Source organism: Streptomyces umbrinus, assembly GCF_030817415.1.
GTDB classification, from domain to species: domain Bacteria; phylum Actinomycetota; class Actinomycetes; order Streptomycetales; family Streptomycetaceae; genus Streptomyces; species Streptomyces umbrinus_A.
The window spans coordinates 6709663-6730251 of the sequence record NZ_JAUSZI010000002.1; the positions used below are offsets into that span (position 1 = coordinate 6709663).

Sequence of the window (20589 nt, forward strand, 5' to 3'; positions counted from 1 at the left end):
CAGTGCAGTACCCAGGGGAGTGGGGACAGTGGCGGACACCAAGGCGGCTGACGCAGCCGAGGCAGTGGCGGAAGCGGGGGCGGAACCAGGAGCGGAACAGGGGACGGCCGAGGTCGAGGGCAAGCAGCCCAGGAGCGTACGGGTCGTCCTGCTCGCGCTGATGATCGCGATGCTCCTCGCGATGCTCGACAACATGATCGTCGGCACTGCCATGCCGACCATCGTGGGAGAACTGGGCGGGCTCGAACACCTGTCGTGGGTCGTCACGGCCTACACGCTCGCGACCGCCGCCTCCACCCCGATCTGGGGCAAGCTCGGCGACATGTACGGGCGCAAGGGCGTCTTCATGACCTCGATCGTGCTCTTCCTGATCGGGTCGGCCCTGAGCGGAATGGCCCAGGACATGGGGCAGCTCATCGGGTTCCGGGCGATCCAAGGGCTCGGCGCCGGCGGTCTGATGGTCGGTGTCATGGCGATCATCGGCGACCTGATTCCGCCGCGGGAACGCGGCAAGTACCAGGGCATGATGGCCGGCGTGATGGCCCTCGCCATGATCGGCGGACCGCTGGTCGGCGGCACCATCACCGACCACTGGGGCTGGCGCTGGTCCTTCTACATCAACCTGCCGCTCGGTGTCGTCGCGCTGATCGCCATCAGCGCCGTACTGCATCTGCCCAGGAAGCGGGCCCAGGCTCGGATCGACTACCTCGGGGCCGGACTGCTCACCGTGGGCATCACCTCGATCGTGCTGGTCACCACCTGGGGCGGGACCGAGTACTCCTGGGGCTCCGCCATGATCATGGAGCTGATAGGGATCGGGGTCGCGGCGCTCGTCGGGTTCCTGTTCTGGCAGACCAAGGCCGCCGCGCCGGTCGTGCCGCTGCACATCTTCCGGAGCGGCAACTTCTCGCTGATGTCCGTCATCGGCTTCATCGCCGGGTTCGTGATGTTCGGCGCGGTGCTGTTCCTGCCGCTCTACCAGCAGTCCGTGCAGGGCGCGTCCGCGACCAACTCCGGGCTGCTGCTGCTGCCGATGCTGGGCGCGATGCTCGTCACCTCGATGGTCGCCGGGCGGGTCACCACCAACACCGGGCACTACAAGGCCTTCCCGATCGTGGGCAGTGCGCTGATGGCCGTCGGGCTGTACCTGCTCTCGCTCATGGACACGGATACGTCGCGACTGACGTCCGGGGTCTACATGGCCGTGGTCGGCGCGGGCATGGGCTGCCTGATGCAGATCACCATGCTGGTCTCGCAGAACAGCGTCGAGATGAAGGACATGGGCGTCGCGTCCTCCACCACCACCCTGTTCCGTACGCTCGGGTCGTCCTTCGGGGTCGCGATCATGGGCGCGCTCTTCAACAACCGGGTCCAGGACGTGATGGCCGAGAGGGCCGGGGCGCTGGGCTCGAAGGTCACCGAGCAGTCCGCCCAACTGGACGCGGCAAGCCTCGCGAAGCTGCCGGTCGCTGCGCGGGAGGCGTACCAGCACGCTGTGTCCGCCGGTACGCATTCGGCGTTCCTCCTCGGAGCGGTGGTGGCGGTCGTCGCCCTTGTTGCGGCGGTGTTCGTGAAGGAGGTTCCGCTGCGGGGCGGTTCGGCGCCGACGCCGACCGAGACGGTCTGAGTTATCCGGACGGCCCGCAGCGATTCCGGCTGCGGGCTGTCCGTTGATTGCGGGGCTTGCGTTGTGTGTTTGCTGCGGGCCCGGTGGGGGCTGGTCGCGCAGTTCCCCGCGCCCCTTAAAGGCCAGGGCTACCGCCCCTCAAAGACGAAAGGCCGGGGCGGTAGCCCTGGCCTTTCGTCTTTAGGGGCGCGGGGAACTGCGCGACCAGCCCCCACCGGACCGGCGGATACGGACGGCCCGTGGATGTCGGACGGCCCGCGGGGGCTATGGAAGCACCGGGAAACTTCCCGTGTTCGTCGGTGCATGTTCCGGCAGCCACAGCACAGCGACCGCCCCCTCGACCGGCCCCGCCCCCACATCGAGCCCCACGTTGCGGAAGGTCAGTCGCGCACCGAGCACCCGGGCCTGCCCCGCCGCGATGGTGAGGCCGAGCCCGTGACCGTGCCCGGCCCGGTCGCTGCTGCCCGTACGGAAGCGGCTGGGCCCCTCGGCGAGGAGATCGGCGGGGAAGCCGGGCCCGTGATCGCGGACCCGGATGACCCGCCCCTCGACGGAGATCTCGATGGGCGGCTTGCCGTGCTTGGCGGCATTGGCGATGAGGTTGAAGACAACCCGCTCCAGGCGGCGCGGATCCGTGGTGACCAACGACTCGTGAACCACCCGCACCTCGATGTCCGGATGCGTCGAGGCGACCCGCCGGCTGATGAACTCGCCGAGGTTGATGTCCTGCAACTCGGCCCGCTCGGACGCCCCGTCGAGCCGCGCCACCTCCAGCACGTCCTCGACGAGCGTGCGCATCGCCTGGGCCCGGTCCCTGACCAGCTCGGACGGCCGCCCCGGCGGCAGTAGTTCGGCCGCGGTGAGCAGCCCGGTCACCGGCGTACGCAACTCGTGCGCGATGTCCGCGGTGACCCGCCGCTCTGCCTCGTACCGCTGCTTCAGCGCGTCCGCCATGGCGTCCACCGCGTGCGCGAGATCGTCGGTCTCGTCCCGTACGACACCGCCGATGGCGTCCCGCACCCGCACATCGCTCTGCCGCTGCGCGACCAGGTTCGCGGCGCTCGCCGCCTTGCGGAGGCGGCCCGAGAGCTGGCCGCCGACCAGCACGCCGAGGGCGCAGCCGCCGAAGATGACCGCGATCGACCCGATGAACAGGGCCTGGTCGAGGTCCGCCATGACGTTGGCGCTGCGGTCCGTGAAACGGGTGTGCAGCGACAGGGTCCGGCCGTCCCGCATCGGCATGGCCGCCCAGATGTCGGGCACCCCGTCGGCGTTGTCCTGCACGAAGGTGGCCCGCCGGCCGGCCTTCACCTTGCGCAGCAGCTCCTGAGGTATGTCCGGATCGTCCACCCTGGTGCCCAGCCGGGCCGCCCCGCTGGAGGTGTCGTAGTACCGCGCGGCGATCTGCAGCCGCTCGTCCTGCACATCGCGGGCGTTGTCCAGCATGGTGACCCAGGCGGCGTTGTGCACGACGATGCTGAGCACCAGCGCCACCAGCGCGCTGACCAGCGCGATCGCCGCACTCAGCTTCCAGCGCAGCCCGATCCGCAGCCCTCTGGGCAGCACCGGGAGCCTCATCCCTTGAGCTTGTAGCCGAAGCCGCGGACCGTCTCGATCCGGTCCTGGCCGACCTTCGTACGCAGCCGCTGCACATGGACGTCGACGACGCGGGTGTCGCCGCCCCAGCCGTAGTCCCACACCCGCTCCAGGAGCTTGTCGCGCGACAGGACCGTGCCCGGCGCCGACGAGAACTCCAGGAGCAGCCGCATCTCGGTGGGCGTCAGCGCCACCGGCGTACCGCCCCTGCGCACCTCCATGCCCACGGTGTCGATCTCCAGCACGCCGTCACCGTCGCCGAAGGACAGCACGCCACCGGCGGGGACGGACGAGCCGCCCTCGGACTCGGCGGCCGACCGCGGCCCGCTCGCGTGTCCGAAGCGCCGCAGCACGGCACGGATCCGCGCGACCAGGACGGCCCCGTCGAAGGGCTTCGTCACATAGTCGTCGGCGCCCGCCTCAAGACCCAGGACGACGTCGATCGAGTCGGCGCGGGCCGACAGCATGATCACGGGCACGGTCGACTCGTCCCGGATCCGACGGCACAGCGACACACCGTCGAGCCCCGGCACCATCACGTCGAGCAGCGCGATGTCGGGCCGGTCGGTGCGGAACGCCTCCAGCCCCGACAGACCGTCGGGCATCGCGGTGACCACGAAGCCGTCGCGCTCCAGCGCGAGTTGGGTGGCCTCGCGGATGACGTCGTCGTCCTCGACGAACAGGACGTGGGTCTGCTCTGCCATCCGGTGCTCTCAGTTTCTCGGTCGGTCGGGTCGGCTGCGGAGGTGGCCGGTCTAGTTCTCGGTCGGGACCGGCGTCTCGCCGCCCACCACCTTGCTGTAGTCGTTCGTCGTCCGGGCCCGCTCCGCGAAGCGGTTCGCCGTCCAGCGGTACGTGATGACCTCCTCGCCGGACGGATACTCCAGCGAATCGCCCTTCCCGTACACCTGCTGGGTGACCACCAGATCCCCCCGGTCGATCTCCGCGTAGACCGGAGGCTCCTCGGCCCGGAAGACATTCTTGTACGCGTCACCGTCCTCGCGATACACGTACGAGCCGACGCCGACCGCGTCGCCGCAGGTCATCACATTGACCAGGACGTCGTCGGCGGTCCCGCCGGTGAGGTTTCCGTACGACACGTCGACCGGGTACTCGTCGCCGAAGCAGGGCTTCAGATCGCGTTTGACCGCCGCGCTGACACCCGGGTCGGCCCGGACGAGCCTGATCGCGTCCGCGCGTTTCTTGGTCGGGGAGGCGGAGGGGGTGCCGGCCTCCACGGCGCCCGCGGACACCGAGTCGGAGGCGGGACCCTCGTCGCGGGCGCCGGTGCCGCCCGTGCCGCAGGCGGACACCAAAAGGCCGAGGGCGGCGAGCACGGCCACCGCCGTGATCACCGCCTTCAAGGGCCCGCCGGGCCGTGGAACCGTAGTGCCTACGCCGCGCAACGCTCCCGCTCCTCACGCTCCGGCACACCCGCGCCGAATCCGTCGTGTTCGTCGGACGCCCGGCGCTCCAGCTCCTCGCGGAGCCGGGCGAGCGCCCGGTGCAGTGTGCTCTTGACCGTGCCGGCCGACATACCGAGGGCGGCGGCGGTCTCCTCCGTGGACATCTGCTCCCAGTGTCGCAGCACGACGACACTGCGTTGCTTCGGTGCGAGCACCTTCATGATGTCCATCAGGAGCGCGCGGTCGGCGTGCTGCTCGGTGGAGTCGTCCACGCTCGCGTCCGGCAACTGCTCGGTGGGGACCTCCTCCAGCTTGCGGGCCCGCCACCACTCCGTACGCGTGTTGATCATGACGCGGCGCAGATAGGCGTCGGCGAGACGCTTGTCGGCGATGCCGTCCCAGCGGCCGTACGTGCGGACCAGCGCGGTCTGCAGAAGGTCCTGCGCGTCGACCGGGTCGGGGACCAGGCGGCGTGCGCTGCGCAGCAGCGCGTCCTGCCGGGTGCGTACGTACTCTTCGAACTCGAGCACCTCGCCATGCGCCATTCCAACCGCCTCCGTCCCCGTTTTCCGACCTGTGTGCTGCCGGTTGTCCGTTGCCTGCCGTACCGCTGGTCCGCGGTACGGCAATGAAGTTACGGAGCGGTTGTCACGGGGTTGTCCGAACGAGCCTGCGACGAGCGCTCGGCTGTCCGTCGGTTGTGTAACGGAAGTAGGGGATGGGTAAAGCGAGGTGCCGACTGGGGCGGGTATGGGGCGGTTTGCCCACCGGGAGTTGTCAAGACGAACTGTCACTGACCCCGGTGGAACCTGTGAGTCAGCTCAGCGGGAGCCGGTACAGACCGCCCGCGAGGGGCTCGACGAGTCCGTCGGCGACCAGCCCGTCCAGGGCCCGGGCGCGCTGGACCGGCTCGTCCCACACCCGGTCCAGGACCGACTGCGGGACCGGCGCGACCGCCTCGCGCAGCACGGCGAGCAGCCGGCCGCGCACCTGCCGGTCCGTGCCCGCGTACGTCTGTCCGCGCCGCGGCGGCCCCTCGTGCGCGGGCTTGCCTCCCAGCCGCCACGCGCACTGGGCCGCGATGGGGCACCGCACACAACTCTCGTTCTTCGCCGTGCAGACGAGCGCGCCGAGCTCCATGGACGCGGCGGCCCAGAGGGAGGCCGTGCGCTCGTCGTCGGGCAACAGGGCGCGGGCGAGCTTGCGTTCAGCGGCGGTCGTGGCGTTCGGCGGGTACTGGACACCGGTGACGGCCCGCGCGAACACGCGCCGCACGTTCGTGTCCAGCACGGCGTGCCGCTGCCCGTACGCGAACGAGGCCACCGCGGCCGCCGTGTACTCGCCGATGCCGGGCAGCGCGAGCAACTGGGCGTGCTCCGTGGGTACGTCGCCGCCGTGGCGCTCCGTTATGGCGACCGCGGCGCCGTGCAGTCGCAGCGCGCGGCGCGGGTAGCCGAGGCGGCCCCAGGCGCGGACGGCCTCGCCCGGCGCGTCCTCGGCGAGGTCGGCGGGGCGCGGCCAGCGGGCGAGCCACTGCTCGTACACCGGCAGCACCCGGCTCACCGGCGTCTGCTGCAGCATGAACTCGCTGACCATCACTCCCCACGGTCCCGCGTCGGCCCGCCGCCATGGCAGGTCGCGCGCGTTGTCCTCGAACCAGTCGATGACAGGGGCGTGCAAGTCGTCGCTGACGGTTTCTTGGGCGTCGGCCTGGGCGTGGGATGTGGGTTTCGTGGGTGCAGTCATGGCACCCCGATCCTCCCATGCGGTGGCGTCTCCGACGGTTTGGCGGGGCTGCGGTCGTGTGTTGTCTGCGGGTGGGTGGGGGCTTGTCGCGCCCACGCGGCGGAGCCGCACAATGTCACAGCCCCGCGCCCCTGGGTAAGTGGGGCTGGGCGTTGGGATGTGTGTGGCGGGATGATGATCTGTAAAAGATGATGGTCTGGGCGGCGGGTGGGGACAGTGAACTCCCGGATCTCTCGTACAGTTTGCGCCGTGGGATCTATGCGCAATCCGGTCGGGCCGCTTCCCTCCTCCATCTACTGGCGACGGAGGGCCGTTCTCGTGTCCGTGGTCGCGGTGTTGGCGCTGCTGGTCACGTGGGTGGTGACCTCGGGCGGCGGGGGCGGCGGCAAGAACGACGCCGACGGGTCCAACGACAAGAACCCCACCGCCTCGATCACACCGGGCCCCTCCGGCTCCGACCCCGCGATCAGCCAAGCCCCGGGCGGGCGCGACGAGTCGGGCGACGAAGGCGACGGTGGTTCCGGGGGCTCCGGCGGTTCGGCGGGATCCAGCGGCTCGGACGGTTCCACCGCCGGGGGAGCCGGGGGATCCACCTCGGGCGGTGGCAGCGTGGACGACGGCGCGGGCGGCGGAGGCTCCGGCGACACACTCCCGGCCGGCTCCAGCCTGCCCAACTGCACCGCCGGTGCCGTGAAGTTGACCCTGCGCAGCGTCAACAACGCGTACGCGCCCGGCGAGAAGCCCACCTTCGAACTGATCGCCAGAAACTCCTCCGGCAGCGACTGCAAGCTCGATCTCGGCCCCAAGAGCGCGGTCCTGACCATCACCCAGGCGGACAGCGACGACGAGATCTGGTCCTCGGCCGACTGCCCGACAGGCGCCGCCGCCATCCTCTACCGCATCCCGGCCAACGACCGCGTAACCCACACCATCCAGTGGAACCGCAAGTCCAGCGCCCCCGAGTGCGCCACCCCACCCGCCATCACAGCAACAGCAGGAACCTACTTGGTAGAAGCCAAGGCCCCGGGCTTCACAAAGACCCAGACATCATTCGTCCTGAAGAAGGACTAGCGCCCCGCAAGGGGCGCGGGGAACGGCGCAATCTTTCAGGGGCGCGAGGAACTGCGCGCTCAACCCCCACGGCGCGGCACGTACAAGACACGGCCAGGCCCACCCACCCAGGGGCGCGGGGAACTGCGCGACAAGCCCCCACCCACCCGCACCCAAAACACAACGCCCCCCGGCCCCGCCAAACCGCCGGACGGCTACACGTACCGCTCGAGAATCGAAGACTCAGCCAACCGGGAAAGCCCCTCCCGCACACTACGAGCCCGAGCCTCCCCCACCCCATCCACGGTCTGCAGATCATCCACGCTCGCGGCAAGAAGCTTCTGCAGCCCCCCGAAGTGCTCGACCAGCCGGTCAATGATCGCCCCCGGCAACCGCGGCACCTTCGCCAGCAACCGGAACCCGCGGGGCGAAACGGCGGAGTCGAGCGCCTCGGGCGACCCGGTGTAGCCCAACGCCCGAGCCACCGTAGGCAGTTCGAGAAGCTCCGCATGGGTGAGCGCGTCGAGCTCGAACAACGCCTCGTCGACGGTCCGCGACCGCTTGGCCGTCGGCTCGGGCACATAGTCCCGCACGACAAGCTCCCGCTCGGGCTCGACCCCGGCGATCAACTCGTCCAGCTGAAGCGCGAGCAACCGCCCGTCCGTGCCCAACTCGACCACGTACTCGGCGATCTCGGTCGCGATCCGGCGCACCATCTCCAGCCGCTGGGCCACCGCGGACACGTCCCGGACGGTGACCAGGTCCTCGATCTCCAGCGCGGACAACGTCCCCGCGACCTCGTCGAGCCGGAGCTTGTACCGCTCAAGCGTGGCCAGCGCCTGGTTCGCGCGGGAGAGGATCGCGGCCGAGTCCTCCAGGACCCGCCGCTGCCCGTCCACGTAGAGCGCGATCAGCCGCATGGACTGGGAGACGGAGACGACGGGGAAGCCGACCTGCTTGCTCACCCGGTCCGCCGTGCGGTGACGGGTGCCCGTCTCCTCCGTCGGGATGGTGGGGTCGGGCACGAGCTGCACACCGGCCCGCAGGATCTTGGTGATGTCCTTGTCGACGATGATGCCGCCGTCGAGCTTGCACAGCTCGCGCAGCCGGGTCGCCGTGAACTCGACGTCCAGCACGAAACCGCCGCTGCACATCGCCTCGACGGTCTTGTCCCAGCCGAGCACGATGAGCCCGCCGGTGTTGCCGCGGAGGATGCGCTCCAGGCCGTCACGCAGCCCTGTGCCGGGTGCCACGGCGCTGAGTGAGGTGCGCATCAGGCCATCGGCACCGGAACTCCCGGCGGACTTGCCGGGAACTGCTGCCCGGTCGTTGGCTGCCACTGCACTCCTCCGGTCGCAGGTGTCTGGGGGCGCCCTGAGTTCGTACGGACGGGCGAGACCTGGGCAAAGTCTACCGGCGCTCTTCCTCGTCCCGTGGGGCCTCTCGCCGACGCGACCTCGGGAGGACCCTCAGGGCGTCCCCCATGTCGGCGACTTCCAGGACCTTCATGCCGGCAGGGATCTTGCCCGGATCGCCCGGAACAAGGGCGTGGGTGAAGCCCAGACGATGGGCTTCGGCGAGTCTGCGCTGGACGCCCGTGACCCGTCTGACCTCGCCCGCGAGGCCCACTTCGCCGATCGCGACGAGGTTCTTGGGCAGCGGGGTGTCGCTCGCGGCGCTGGCCAGCGAGAGCGCGATCGCGAGGTCCGCGGCGGGCTCGGTGAGCTTCACACCGCCGACCGTCGCCGTGTAGATGTCCCGCTTCCCGATGGCACTGATCCGGCCGCGCTGCTCCAGAACGGCGAGCATCATCTGGACCCGGGAGGTCTCCAGACCGGAGGTCGTACGCCTCGGGGTGGGGATCTGGGTGTCCACGGTGAGCGCCTGGACCTCGGCCACCAAGGGGCGGCGGCCTTCCAGGGTGACGGTCAGACAGGTGCCGGGGACGGGCTCGGCACGCCGGGTCAGGAACAGACCGCTCGGGTCGGTCAGGCCGGTGATGCCCTCGTCGTGCAGCTCGAAGCAGCCGACCTCGTCCGTCGTCCCGTAACGGTTCTTGACGCCTCGTACGAGCCGAAGGCGCGCGTGCCGGTCGCCTTCGAAGCTCAGGACGACGTCCACGAGGTGCTCCAGGAGCCGCGGTCCCGCGATGGCGCCGTCCTTGGTGACATGGCCCACCAGCAGGGTGGCCATGCCGCGCTCCTTGGAGGCACGGATCAGGGCGCCGGCCACCTCGCGGACCTGGGACATGCCTCCGGGGGCGCCGTCGATCTCCGGAGAGGCCACCGTCTGTACGGAGTCGACGATGAGCAGGGACGGCTTCACCGCGTCCAAGTGGCCGAGGACCGCGGCCAGATCGGTCTCCGCCGCCAGAAACAGGTGGTCGTCGATCGCCTTGATGCGGTCCGCGCGCAGCCGGACCTGGCTCGCCGACTCCTCACCCGTGATGTAGAGCGTGCGGTGCTCGTCACTGGCCGCCTTCGCCGCCACGTCCAGCAGCAGTGTGGACTTGCCGACTCCCGGCTCGCCCGCCACGAGCACGACCGCGCCCGGTACGAGGCCGCCGCCGAGCACCCGGTCCAGCTCGGGCACGCCGGTCGAGCGGGCGGTCGCCTGCCGGCCGTCGACCTGGCCGATGGGCAGCGCGGACGTGGTGACCCGGCCGGGGGCCGTCGTCCGTACCGCGGGCGCGCCGTACTCGTCGATCGTCCCCCATGCCTGGCATTCGGGGCAGCGGCCGAGCCACTTGGCCGCCTGCCAGCCGCACTCGGTGCAGCGGTAGGACGGCCGGTCCTTCGCGGTCTTCGTACGGGCAGCCATGACACGAACCGTAACCGCCCTCACTGACAGCGCGGTGCCGGTCCGTTCCGCGCCGGATGCCGATAACCGGGCACCCTTCACAAACCGCCCACGGCTCGTCAGGAACACGCCATGGAATTCAGGGTTCCTGTCCCCTTATGAGGGATCGTTTCACCCGTACGGATTAAATGTGCGCAAGCAGCAAGAAGGGGCCACCGCCCGGCCCCTACGGTCGCACGGGTGATGAGCCGCAGTCCCGAGACCTCGACCCGCACCACCAGCGCACACCGGGCGCACCGCGAGGCGCGCGACCGGGCGGCGGCGCGCACGCTGGCACAGTGCCCGCCTCCGCGCTACGAGCCGTACCTGGACGGTCTGTTCACCTACTGCCTGTCCGTGCTGTGCGACCACGACACGGCGACCGCCGCCCTCGGCGACGTACTCGCGCTCGCCGAGCGCCGCGGCCAGCGCGGCCCGGAGGCGCCCGACGACCGCAGGGCCTGGCTGTACGCCCTCGCCCGCTGGTCGTGCCTGCGCAAGCTCGCCGAGGCCAAGCAGAAACGTCATGGCGCCCATGCGCTGGGACGATCCGAGGACGCACACGCCTCCGGCCGCCCCCAGGGTGCGTACGCCGACGGCCGGTCCCAAGGCGCGTACGCAGGCGTCCACCGAGCCGCCGCCGCGGTCGCCGACCGTCCCGGAGGCCAGACAGTCGACCGGGCGGCCGACCACGCCTCCGATCGGACCGCCGACCCGAACGGCGACCTCCTCGCCGCCGCCGAGGAGGACCGTCGCCGTCGTGAACTGGCCCTGCTGGCCTGGCCGGAGGCCGCCGGTACGACGCCCGAACAGCGTGAGGCGCTCGAACTGGCCGTACGGCACCAGCTCGCCGCCCACGAGGTGGCCGCCGTCCTCGGCATGGACCTGGCCGCCGCCCGCGAACTCCTCGCGACGGCCGCCTGCGAGGTCGAGCGCACGCGCGCGGCCCTCGCCGTCGTCGAGACAGGCACCTGTGCGGGAGTCAGCCGGCTCACCGGCGACAACCACCTCGTCCTCAGCACGGCCCTGCGCCGCGAACTGGTCCGGCACGTCGACGACTGCCCGCGCTGTCGCCGTACGGCGGAGCGCGCGGTCCCCGGCTCCTGGCCCGGCACCAGCGTCACGCCCGCCGCGCTGCCCGTACTCGAAGCCCCGCGCGCGGCCCTCCACCGGGCGATGACCCACGTCCCACGCGCGCGGGGCGGCGGTCCGCGCTTTGACCGGCGCGGCTTTCCGATGGACCCCAAGGACCGCGCGGCCCGCCGTGACCGCTTCCGCGCGCGTGCCGTCACCACGACCGTCGTCGCCACCGTAGTGGCGGCCCCCGTACTGGCCCTGTGGGCGGCCTACCGCGGCGCGCCCCTCACCGGCGAGGGAGCGGACGGCCGCCCGGTCACCGCGAACGAGGCGCACGGCCCCGACGAGTTCGGCGGCGAGGCACCCGGCTACGAGAACGCCGGCAACGCCAGCACCAGGCCCGACCCCCGCTTCACCCCGGGCAGCGACTCGCCCGACGTCTCCGTGGAAGTCATCGGCGTGGCCTCGGGGCAACAGAAAACCGGCCTCTCCGTAGAGGCCGGTTCCAGCGGCGACACGACGTTGATCACCCTCACGGCGACCGGGAGTTCACCGGTCCGCTGGTCCGCGCACACCGGAGCGTCCTGGCTCTACCTCAGCCAGTCGTCCGGAACGCTGGAGCCGGGCGAGTCGCTGACGATCAAGGTGTACGTCGATCATCTGCGCGAGCCGATCGGTCCCTGGAGCGCCAGCGTGTCGGTCGCACCCGCGGGCGCGGTGGTCACGATCGACGGCTACGGCACGGCGGGCCCGAGCCCGACGCATCCAGGGCCCCGCCCGGACCCGCCCACGTCGGCACCGAGCCATCCCGGTCCGACCGGGCCGGGGCCCGACCCGGAGCCCACGCCGAGCGATCCGCCGCCGTCCAGTCCCGATCCCGAGCCGACGCCCAGCGACACGGCTCCGTCGGATCCGGAGCCGGAACCTCCGCCGGAGTCCTCCGGAGGTTCTACGCCGCCCGGTGGCAGCCCCGGTGACAGTGGTGCACCGAGTCCGTCGGAGGGTTGAACGCTCCCGCGGGTGGGTTCGTCGTCCGCGGGTCGCCGTGGGCTGGTCGCGCAGTTCCCCGCGCCCCTTGTAGGGCGCCCCTTGCTTACGGGGTGCTGCGGGCCGGGTCCGCCGGGTGGGGGGCCACCAGTGGCAGTTGCGACGCCAGGCGCTCCTCGCACAGCTCGACCAGGCGGTCGTAGCCGGCCTTGCCCATCAGTTCGATCAGCTCCGGCCGGTACGAGACGTAGACCGGGTCGCCCGCACCGTGCGCAGAGGTGGCCGAGGTGCACCACCAGTGCAGGTCGTGGCCGCCAGGACCCCACCCGCGGCGGTCGTACTCGCCGATCGAGACCTGGAGCACCCGGGTGTCGTCGGGCCGGTCGATCCACTCGTACGTACGCCGGACCGGGAGCTGCCAGCAGACGTCCGGCTTGGTCTCCAGGGGCTCGCGGCCCTCCTTGACGGCCAGGATGTGCAGCGAGCAGCCCGCGCCGCCCGCGAAGCCCGGCCGGTTCTGGAAGATGCACGAGCCCTGGTACGGCCGGGTCTGCCGGTCGCCGTCCTCGTCCTTCGAGACCCAGCCGGTCTCCGTCCCCACCTCGTGGTTCTGCCACATCTCCGGCGTGAGTCTCGCCACATGCCCTGCTACGCGCTTCTCGTCGTCCTCGTCCGAGAAGTGGGCGCCCAGCGTGCAGCACCCGTCGTCGGCGCGGCCCGCCTGGATGCCCTGGCAGCCGCTTCCGAAGATGCAGTTCCAGCGAGAGGTCAGCCATGTCAGATCGCAGCGGAAGAGCTGCTCGTCGTCGGCCGGATCCGGGAACTCCACCCACGCACGCGCGAAGTCGAGCCCCTTCTCGTCACCCTGCTCCGGGACGGCCGGGGACTTCTTGGACTTGGGCGAACCCTTGGCGGACTTGGCGGACACTGCCGACTTGTCGGCCTTTGCCTTTTTCGTCTTTGGCACGAGTCCAGGGTAAGTGGCCGGGAAGCCATCCGGGGACTGCTGGGCGTTCCGCGCGCAGTAGCGTTCCGTACATGAGACTCGGTGTCCTCGACGTGGGTTCGAACACGGTGCATCTGCTGGTGGTGGATGCACACCCCGGCGCGCGCCCGCTGCCCGCGCATTCGCACAAAGCGGAGCTGCGGCTCGCCCAACTCCTCGACGAGAGCGGCGCGATCGATTCTGTAGGAGTCGACAAACTGATCGCCGTTGTCCAGGAGGCGCTGGAAGCCGCCGAGGACAAGGGCGTCGAGGACCTGCTGCCGTTCGCGACCTCCGCGGTGCGCGAGGCCAGCAACGCCGACGACGTACTGGCCCGGGTGCGCGCCGAGACCGGCGTCGAGCTCCAGGTCCTCACCGGCGCGGAGGAGGCGCGGCTCACGTTCCTGGCGGCCCGCCGCTGGTTCGGCTGGTCGGCGGGGAAGCTGCTCGTCCTCGACATCGGCGGCGGCTCCCTGGAGATCGCGTACGGCATCGACGAGGAGCCGGACGCGGCGGCCTCGCTGCCGCTGGGCGCGGGCCGGCTGACCGCGGGCTGGCTGCCGAACGATCCCGCGGACCCGGGGGACATCAGGGCCCTGCGCCGCCATGTGCGGGCCCAGATCGCCCGTACGGTCGGGGAATTCAGCCGCTTCGGCGCGCCCGACCACGTGGTCGCGACCTCCAAGACCTTCCGGCAGCTGGCCCGTATCGCGGGGGCCGCCCGCTCGGCCGACGGCCTGTACGTCCAGCGCGAGCTCAAGCGCCGCTCCCTGGAGGACTGGGTCCCCCGCCTGGCCGCCATGACCACCGCCGAACGCGCCGAACTCCCCGGCGTCTCCGAAGGCCGCGCCAACCAACTCCTCGCCGGCGCCATCGTCGCCGCCGGCGCCATGGACCTCTTCGGCGTAGAAACCCTCGAAATCTGCCCCTGGGCCCTGAGAGAGGGCGTAATCCTCCGAACCCTGGACCAGATGGCCACCCCGTAGCCCGCCCCGAGCCCCGCTGAGGGGCACGGGAACCGCCGTAACCTTCGGGGACGCGAGGCCCGTCGCAGTCTCAGGGACGCGGGAGCCGCCGCAACTCTCCGGGAGTGCGAGGCCCGCCGCGATCTCAGGGGCGCGGGGAACGGCGCAATCTTTTAGGGGCGCGAGGAACTGCGCGAGCAACCCACGAGAACGGTCAGCCGACACACACCCTCAGACCCCACCCACCGAGGGGCGCGAGGAACTGCGCGAGCAACCCAATCCGACCGCCACACGACACACACGCTCAGCCCCACCCCCCCCAGGGGCGCGGGGAACTGCGCGACAAGCCACACCCAACCCGCACCCACCCACGACCCGATTCCCCAACCCCGACCAGTCACCCGGACCAGTCACCGGGACCCGTCACCCCCCAGCCAAAGCCCCCCACCCGAACACAACCACCAGAGCCACCCCGTAACCTGTCCCCGTGGCAGAACCAGTCGTGCGCATCCCGGATGCGAAGGTCGCCCTGTCCACGGCCTCCGTGTACCCGGAGTCGACGGCAACGGCCTTCGAGATCGCCGCACGCCTCGGCTACGACGGCGTGGAGGTCATGGTCTGGACCGACCCCGTCAGCCAGGACATCGAGGCCCTCCGCCGCCTCAGCGACTACCACCAGGTCCCGATCCTCGCGATCCACGCTCCCTGCCTGCTCATCACCCAGCGCGTCTGGTCCACCGACCCGTGGACCAAGCTCCAGCGCGCCCAGTCGGCAGCCGAGAAACTGGGCGCGAGCACGGTCGTCGTACACCCCCCGTTCCGCTGGCAGCGCCAGTACGCGCGCGACTTCGTCACCGGGATCTGGCGCATGGCGAACGAGACGGACGTCCGGTTCGCCGTTGAGAACATGTACCCCTGGCGCTACCGCGACCGCGAGATGCTCGCCTACGCCCCCGACTGGGACGTCACGAAGGACGACTACCGCCACTTCACGATCGATCTCAGCCACACGGCGACCGCCCGCACGGACGCGCTCCAGATGATCGACCGCATGAGCGACCGCCTCGGCCACGTCCACCTCGCCGACGGCAACGGCTCCAACAAGGACGAGCACCTCGTCCCCGGCCGCGGCACACAGCCCTGCGCCGAGCTGCTGGAACGCCTCGCCCTCTCCGGCTTCGACGGCCACGTCGTCATCGAGGTCAACACCCGCCGCGCCATGTCCAGCGCCGAACGCGAGGCCGACCTCGCGGAGGCCCTCGCCTTCACCCGGCTCCACCTGGCCTCGGCCGTACGGGTCCCGCGCTCGTGACCAGCGCCGCCCCGCGCCGCCGCGGACGCCCCTCCCACGCGGACTCCGCGGACGCCCCCGCCGCCCGCGACCGCATCCTGGCGGCGGCCCGCGAGGAGTTCTCCGAGCGGGGGTACGAGAAGACGTCCGTACGCGGCATCGCCAAGGCCGCGGGCGTGGACTCGGCGCTCGTGCACCACTACTTCGGCACCAAGGAGCAGGTCTTCGAGGCGTCCATCGAGGTCGCCTTCGGGCCCCTCCTGAGCGCCCCGGGCTCGATCGCGGAAGGCCCTCTGGACGGCGTCGGAGAGCGGCTGGCCCGCTTCTTCTTCGGGGTCTGGGAGAACCCGGCCACCCGCAAGGCGCTGCTCGCGATCATCCGATCAGCCGTGAACAACGAGGTCGCGGCCTCGGTCTTCCGCCGCCTCATCTCGGCCCAGCTGCTGCGCCGCGTCGCCGCCCAGCTGGACACGCCGGACGCCGAACTGCGCGCCGAACTCGCGGCGGCCCAGCTCGTGGGCATCGCGATGCTGCGGTACGTGATCAAGGTGGAACCCCTGACCTCGGCGAACCCGGAACAGATCATCGCAAGGGTGGCCCCGGTGATTCAGGCCCACCTGACGAACCCCTGAGCCCTCAGGGTCGCGGGGCCGTGACGCGTACGCTTCCGCCGCGCGGGCGCGACAGGCCACGTACAACCCGCAGCCGACCACGCATCATCCGCAGCCGACCACGCACAACCGCTGCCGACTACACGCAACGCACAGCCGACCACCGAGACGGTCATCCCGTATTCCGGACACCGTGTCCAACCCCTGGATGACCGGCGTACGCTCGACGTGAGTCATTACTCTCCGAAGGAGCGAACGACGATGCCCGAGCTGAGGTCCCGCACAGTCACCCACGGCCGCAACATGGCGGGCGCACGCGCCCTTATGCGCGCCTCCGGTGTACCGGGCGCGGACATCGGCCGCAAGCCGATCATCGCGGTCGCCAACAGTTTCACCGAGTTCGTGCCCGGCCACACCCACCTCCAGCCGGTCGGCCGGATCGTGAGCGAGGCCATCACGGCCGCGGGCGGCATCCCGCGCGAGTTCAACACGATCGCGGTCGACGACGGCATCGCGATGGGCCACGGAGGCATGCTCTACAGCCTGCCCTCCCGCGACCTGATCGCGGACAGTGTCGAGTACATGGTGGAGGCCCACTGCGCCGACGCCCTGATCTGCATCTCGAACTGCGACAAGATCACGCCCGGCATGCTGATGGCGGCCCTGCGCCTGAACATCCCGACGGTCTTCGTCTCCGGCGGCCCCATGGAGTCCGGCCGCGCGACCCTGGTCGACGGCACGGTCCGTACGCTCGACCTGGTCGACGCGATCTCCGACGCCGTGAACGACAAAATCTCGGACGAGGACATCCTCCGTATCGAGGAGAACGCCTGTCCGACCTGCGGTTCCTGTTCCGGCATGTTCACGGCCAACTCCATGAACTGCCTGACGGAGGCCATCGGCCTCTCGCTCCCCGGCAACGGATCGGTCCTCGCCACGCACACCGCCCGCAAGGCGCTGTACGAGGACGCGGGGCGCACGGTGATGGACATCACCCGCCGCTACTACGAGCAGGACGACGAGACGGTCCTGCCGCGCAACATCGCCACGATCGCGGCCTTCGAGAACGCCATGGCGCTCGACATCGCCATGGGCGGCTCGACCAACACGATCCTGCACCTGCTGGCCGCCGCCCAGGAGGCCGGCGTCCCGTTCGGTCTCGACGAGATCAACGACGTCTCGCGCCGCGTGCCCTGCCTCGCCAAGGTCGCGCCGAACGTGGCCAAGGACCGGACGTACTACATGGAGGACGTGCATCGGGCCGGAGGTATCCCCGCTCTGCTCGGCGAACTGCACCGCGGCGGCCACCTGAACGAGGACGTGCACTCGGTCCACAGCTCGTCCCTGGCGGACTGGCTGAAGACCTGGGACGTCCGCGCGGGCTCCCCGTCCCCCGAGGCCCTGGAGCTGTGGCACGCCGCGCCCGGCTGTGTCCGTTCCGCCGAGGCCTTCTCCCAGTCCGAGCGCTGGGAGGCCCTCGACGAGGACGCAGAGGGTGGCTGCATCCGCTCGGCGGAGCACGCGTACTCGAAGGACGGCGGCCTGGCGGTCCTGAAGGGCAACCTCGCCGTCGACGGCTGTGTCGTGAAGACGGCGGGCGTGGACGAGTCGATCTGGACCTTCGAGGGCCCCGCGGTCGTCTGCGAGTCGCAGGAGGAGGCCGTCGACAAGATCCTCAAGAAGGAGATCACGCACGGCGACGTCGTCGTCATCCGCTACGAGGGCCCCAAGGGCGGCCCCGGCATGCAGGAGATGCTCTACCCGACGTCCTTCCTGAAGGGCCGAGGCCTCGGCAAGACCTGCGCCCTGATCACCGACGGCCGCTTCTCCGGCGGCACGTCCGGCCTGTCCATCGGCCACGCCTCCCCGGAGGCGGCCTCCGGCGGCACGATCGCCCTCGTCCGGGACGGCGACCGCATCCGCATCGACATCCCGAACCGCGCCATCGAGCTCCTGGTCTCCGACGAGGAGCTGGCCACCCGCCGCGAGGCCCTGGGCGGCGTCTACGCCCCGGCCGGACGCGAGCGGAAGGTCTCCGCCGCCCTCCGCGCGTACGCGGCGATGGCGACCAGCGCCGACAAGGGCGCAGTCCGAGACGTCTCCAAACTCGGCTAGCGCCCCGCACCACCCCACCACGTGGGCCCGCCCGGTCCTCACCACCGGGCGGGTTCGCCGTTTGCGGGGCTCAACGCTCGCGGCTCGGCTCGTCTCAGCCCGGCGTGGCACCGTACGGCTTGTCACGGGCGCCGCGGACTACCAGCCGGCGGGCTTGCGGGCATCCACCGCGAAGACACTGCCGTCGGGCGCGCTGCCGAAGACCCTTCCGCCCATGACCACGGGCAGGGGCAGCTCGGCCACGACTCGTGCCGTGTCGCCGCCGAGGCGAGGGCGGGTCTGGCCGAGGGGGTCGCCGCTCCGGACATCGGTGGCGAGAAGGCGGCCGTCGGGGGCGGTGACGTACACATGACTGCCGGACACCACGGGCCTCGACGGACGGCTGACCGAGGTCTCGAGGCGCCATCGCTCGGCGCCCTTCCCGGCCCGGCGTGTGTCGACGGCCACGAGCGAACCGCCGACATCGCTGAGGTACACGATTCCACCGCTCTCCGCGGCCGAGGCCCGGTCGAGCGGAGTCGGCAGGGACACCCGGTAGACGCCCTGCTTTCCGCTCTTTCCGGTGTCGATCCGGACGATCGCGTCGACCAGCTGATCGACGTTCGTCGACATGAGGTGGACCGCGCCGTCCGGAGCGGCGAACGGGGTGAGGTTTCCAGCCGCTGATCTCGTCCACAGCACGGTGCCGCGCTCCGCGGACACCGCACTGACCTGGGTCACGGATCCGTCGGCCGAGGGTGTCGCCGCGTAGAACACACCCGCTTCGTCCGATCCGCCGATCCACTGCGTGCCGAGGCCGCCGACGCGCGAATCCCAGCGCTCCTCGCCCGTCGCGCTGTCCAGCGCCCGCACGGTGCCGCGCTCCCCGACGAGGAGCGTGGTGTCCGCCGTGTGCACGACGGACGCGTACGCGGATATGCCGACGTCCCATTTCTGTTTCCCCGACCGGGGATCGAGTGCCCTGAGCCGACTGCTGCTCGTGATGTGCAGCAGTCCGCCGGACAGCTCGGGCAGCGCTTTCGCGTCCGCCGAACCGTCACCGTCGCCGTCGGCCACATCGTTCTTCTCGCCCACGGCCCCGGCCTTGTGCGACCAGACGATCCGGCCGTCCGTGGGGTCGAGCCGCGCCACCGGAATCCCTGGCGCCGAGCAGTAGAGGGCGCCTGCACCGGCTGTACAGACCGGAGGCGTGCCCTGTGCCCGAGCGCTGCCGAGGCTCGTACTCCACGGCCGAAACGCTTCGGGGCTCGCCGCGGTGGGACCGGCCGTCGGTGGCTTGGACGAGACCCATTCCCGTACGCCCAAGGCGCCTCCGACAGCCAGCACGAGCGCGACGCCGACCGCCGTCGTCCGTCTGAGACGGCGGCGAGCACGCGGGGGAGCGACGGGCTCCGGCCGCGGGCTCGCGGCGATGTGCGTCTCCTCCGGAGGGCGCCGCTGGGCGGGAATACGGGGTGCGGAAGCGGGTGCCGGCTGCCGCAGGGCGTCCATCACCTCGGCCGGCACGGGCCGTTCGTCGGGGTCCTTGGCCAGGCAGCGCAGGATCAACGGCACCAGGTCGTCCGGCACACCTGCCAAGTCCGGCTCGTTGTGCACCACTTGATAGGCGACGATGTACGGGCTGTTGGAGTCGAAGGGGCCGCGTCCGGTCGTCGCGTGGGCGAGCACCGCTCCCATCGCGAACACGTCGGCGGCCGGCCCGACTTCCCTCGGCCGCTGGAACTGTTCGGGCGCCATGAAGGGCGGCGAACCGATCAACTTCCCTGTCTCCGTGCGCAGATCACTGTCCGTCGGGCGCGATATCCCGAAGTCGATGACCTTGGGACCGTCGGGCGCGAGGAGAACATTGCTCGGCTTGAGATCTCGGTGCACCACCCCGGCGCGATGGATGTCGCGCAGCGCCTCGGCCAGGCCCGCACCGAGCCTGCGCACCTCGTCGGGCTCCATCGCACCGTTCCGCTTCACCTGCTCGGCGAGCGTCGGTCCAGGTATGAACAGCGTGGCCATCCACGGCAGTTCGGCATTCGGGTCCGCGTCCACCACGGGTGCGGTGAAAGCCCCGCTCACTCGTCGGGCGGCGCTCACCTCTTGCCGGAAACGCGCCCTGAACTCGGGGTCCGCCGCGTACTCGGAATGTACGACCTTGATCGCGAGACGCAGCCCGGACGCCGACGTCGCGAGATGGACCACGCCCATGCCGCCCGCGCCCAGGCATGACTCGAGGCGGTACTGCCCGGCGTATTCCGGGTGTTCCGCTTCCTTGCCGGGTCCGAAGCTGCGCAGTGGGGCCATGGC

At 70.9% G+C, this 20589-nt stretch carries 16 protein-coding genes; 7 read left to right on the forward strand and 9 right to left on the reverse strand.

Translation table 11 applies throughout. The features are described 5' to 3' along the window. The first annotated feature begins 64 nt into the window (after positions 1 to 64). Positions 65 to 1627, forward strand: coding sequence for an MDR family MFS transporter (locus QF035_RS29600; protein WP_307531520.1), 1563 nt, complete (start codon positions 65 to 67; stop codon positions 1625 to 1627). A 264-nt stretch (positions 1628 to 1891) separates the two neighbouring features. Here QF035_RS29600 and cseC read toward each other — a convergent pair whose 3' ends face one another. The 5 genes from cseC to QF035_RS29625 form a co-directional block, all read right to left on the reverse strand. Next, positions 1892 to 3205 carry a two-component system sensor histidine kinase CseC gene (gene cseC, locus QF035_RS29605; protein WP_307523566.1) on the reverse strand — a complete coding sequence of 438 codons (1314 nt, stop codon included), beginning with the start codon at positions 3203 to 3205 and terminating at the stop codon, positions 1892 to 1894. Continuing rightward, a complete protein-coding gene (gene cseB / locus QF035_RS29610) occupies positions 3202 to 3927 on the reverse strand; it encodes a two-component system response regulator CseB (protein WP_307523567.1) in 726 nt (241 codons plus the stop codon). Before cseB ends, cseC begins: the two co-directional genes overlap by 4 nt. 51 nt (positions 3928 to 3978) lie before the next feature. Beyond that, entirely contained in the window at positions 3979 to 4587 is a 609-nt protein-coding gene (locus tag QF035_RS29615) for a hypothetical protein (RefSeq protein WP_307523568.1), read from the reverse strand. Positions 4588 to 4616: 29 nt separating this feature from the next. Then, positions 4617 to 5174, reverse strand: coding sequence for a SigE family RNA polymerase sigma factor (locus QF035_RS29620; protein ID WP_055618595.1), 558 nt, complete (start codon positions 5172 to 5174; stop codon positions 4617 to 4619). Between the two features lie 271 nt (positions 5175 to 5445). Next, the gene (locus QF035_RS29625) at positions 5446 to 6375 is read right to left on the reverse strand and encodes an A/G-specific adenine glycosylase (RefSeq protein ID WP_307523569.1); all 930 of its coding nucleotides are present in this window, start codon (positions 6373 to 6375) and stop codon (positions 5446 to 5448) included. 249 nt (positions 6376 to 6624) lie between these two features. Here QF035_RS29625 and QF035_RS29630 point away from each other — a divergent pair, with 249 nt between their 5' ends. Next, on the forward strand, positions 6625 to 7446 hold the full coding sequence (locus QF035_RS29630) for a hypothetical protein (RefSeq protein ID WP_307523570.1): 822 nt from the start codon (positions 6625 to 6627) through the stop codon (positions 7444 to 7446). Positions 7447 to 7640: 194 nt separating this feature from the next. On the opposite strand, the gene disA is transcribed toward QF035_RS29630, so the two are convergent. Both disA and radA read right to left on the reverse strand, forming a co-directional pair. Beyond that, positions 7641 to 8765, reverse strand: coding sequence for a DNA integrity scanning diadenylate cyclase DisA (gene disA, locus QF035_RS29635; RefSeq protein WP_055618634.1), 1125 nt, complete (start codon positions 8763 to 8765; stop codon positions 7641 to 7643). Positions 8766 to 8835: 70 nt separating this feature from the next. Continuing rightward, positions 8836 to 10245 (reverse strand): DNA repair protein RadA, encoded by a 1410-nt coding sequence (gene radA / locus QF035_RS29640; RefSeq protein ID WP_307523571.1) that lies wholly within the window; start codon positions 10243 to 10245, stop codon positions 8836 to 8838. A gap of 219 nt (positions 10246 to 10464) precedes the next feature. Here radA and QF035_RS29645 point away from each other — a divergent pair, with 219 nt between their 5' ends. Next, a complete protein-coding gene (locus QF035_RS29645; protein WP_444968437.1) occupies positions 10465 to 12348 on the forward strand; it encodes a BACON domain-containing protein in 1884 nt (627 codons plus the stop codon). A gap of 85 nt (positions 12349 to 12433) precedes the next feature. On the opposite strand, the gene QF035_RS29650 is transcribed toward QF035_RS29645, so the two are convergent. Continuing rightward, positions 12434 to 13294 carry a hypothetical protein gene (locus QF035_RS29650; protein WP_307523572.1) on the reverse strand — a complete coding sequence of 287 codons (861 nt, stop codon included), beginning with the start codon at positions 13292 to 13294 and terminating at the stop codon, positions 12434 to 12436. Positions 13295 to 13365: 71 nt separating this feature from the next. Here QF035_RS29650 and QF035_RS29655 point away from each other — a divergent pair, with 71 nt between their 5' ends. The 4 genes from QF035_RS29655 to ilvD all read left to right on the forward strand — a co-directional run bounded on the left by QF035_RS29655 (position 13366) and on the right by ilvD (position 18294). Further along, entirely contained in the window at positions 13366 to 14298 is a 933-nt protein-coding gene (locus tag QF035_RS29655) for a Ppx/GppA phosphatase family protein (protein WP_307523573.1), read from the forward strand. A gap of 466 nt (positions 14299 to 14764) precedes the next feature. Beyond that, positions 14765 to 15589 (forward strand): sugar phosphate isomerase/epimerase family protein, encoded by an 825-nt coding sequence (locus tag QF035_RS29660; protein WP_055618249.1) that lies wholly within the window; start codon positions 14765 to 14767, stop codon positions 15587 to 15589. Next, complete coding sequence (locus QF035_RS29665; RefSeq protein WP_307523574.1) at positions 15586 to 16200, forward strand: TetR/AcrR family transcriptional regulator; 615 nt, start codon at positions 15586 to 15588, stop codon at positions 16198 to 16200. The genes QF035_RS29660 and QF035_RS29665 overlap by 4 nt, the downstream gene beginning before the upstream one ends. Positions 16201 to 16440: 240 nt before the next feature. Beyond that, positions 16441 to 18294, forward strand: coding sequence for a dihydroxy-acid dehydratase (gene ilvD / locus QF035_RS29670; RefSeq protein WP_307523575.1), 1854 nt, complete (start codon positions 16441 to 16443; stop codon positions 18292 to 18294). A gap of 138 nt (positions 18295 to 18432) precedes the next feature. On the opposite strand, the gene QF035_RS29675 is transcribed toward ilvD, so the two are convergent. Next, the gene (locus tag QF035_RS29675) at positions 18433 to 20586 is read right to left on the reverse strand and encodes a protein kinase domain-containing protein (protein ID WP_307523576.1); all 2154 of its coding nucleotides are present in this window, start codon (positions 20584 to 20586) and stop codon (positions 18433 to 18435) included. Positions 20587 to 20589: the final 3 nt, after the last annotated feature.

Coding starts and splice junctions, on each gene's coding strand:
- QF035_RS29675 (WP_307523576.1), bottom strand. CDS start 20,586: ATGGCCCCACTGCGCAGCTTCGGACCCGGCAAGGAAGCGGAACACCCG.
- QF035_RS29620 (WP_055618595.1), bottom strand. CDS start 5,174: ATGGCGCATGGCGAGGTGCTCGAGTTCGAAGAGTACGTACGCACCCGG.
- cseB (WP_307523567.1), bottom strand. CDS start 3,927: ATGGCAGAGCAGACCCACGTCCTGTTCGTCGAGGACGACGACGTCATC.
- cseC (WP_307523566.1), bottom strand. CDS start 3,205: ATGAGGCTCCCGGTGCTGCCCAGAGGGCTGCGGATCGGGCTGCGCTGG.
- QF035_RS29625 (WP_307523569.1), bottom strand. CDS start 6,375: ATGACTGCACCCACGAAACCCACATCCCACGCCCAGGCCGACGCCCAA.
- ilvD (WP_307523575.1), top strand. CDS start 16,441: ATGCCCGAGCTGAGGTCCCGCACAGTCACCCACGGCCGCAACATGGCG.
- radA (WP_307523571.1), bottom strand. CDS start 10,245: ATGGCTGCCCGTACGAAGACCGCGAAGGACCGGCCGTCCTACCGCTGC.
- QF035_RS29655 (WP_307523573.1), top strand. CDS start 13,366: ATGAGACTCGGTGTCCTCGACGTGGGTTCGAACACGGTGCATCTGCTG.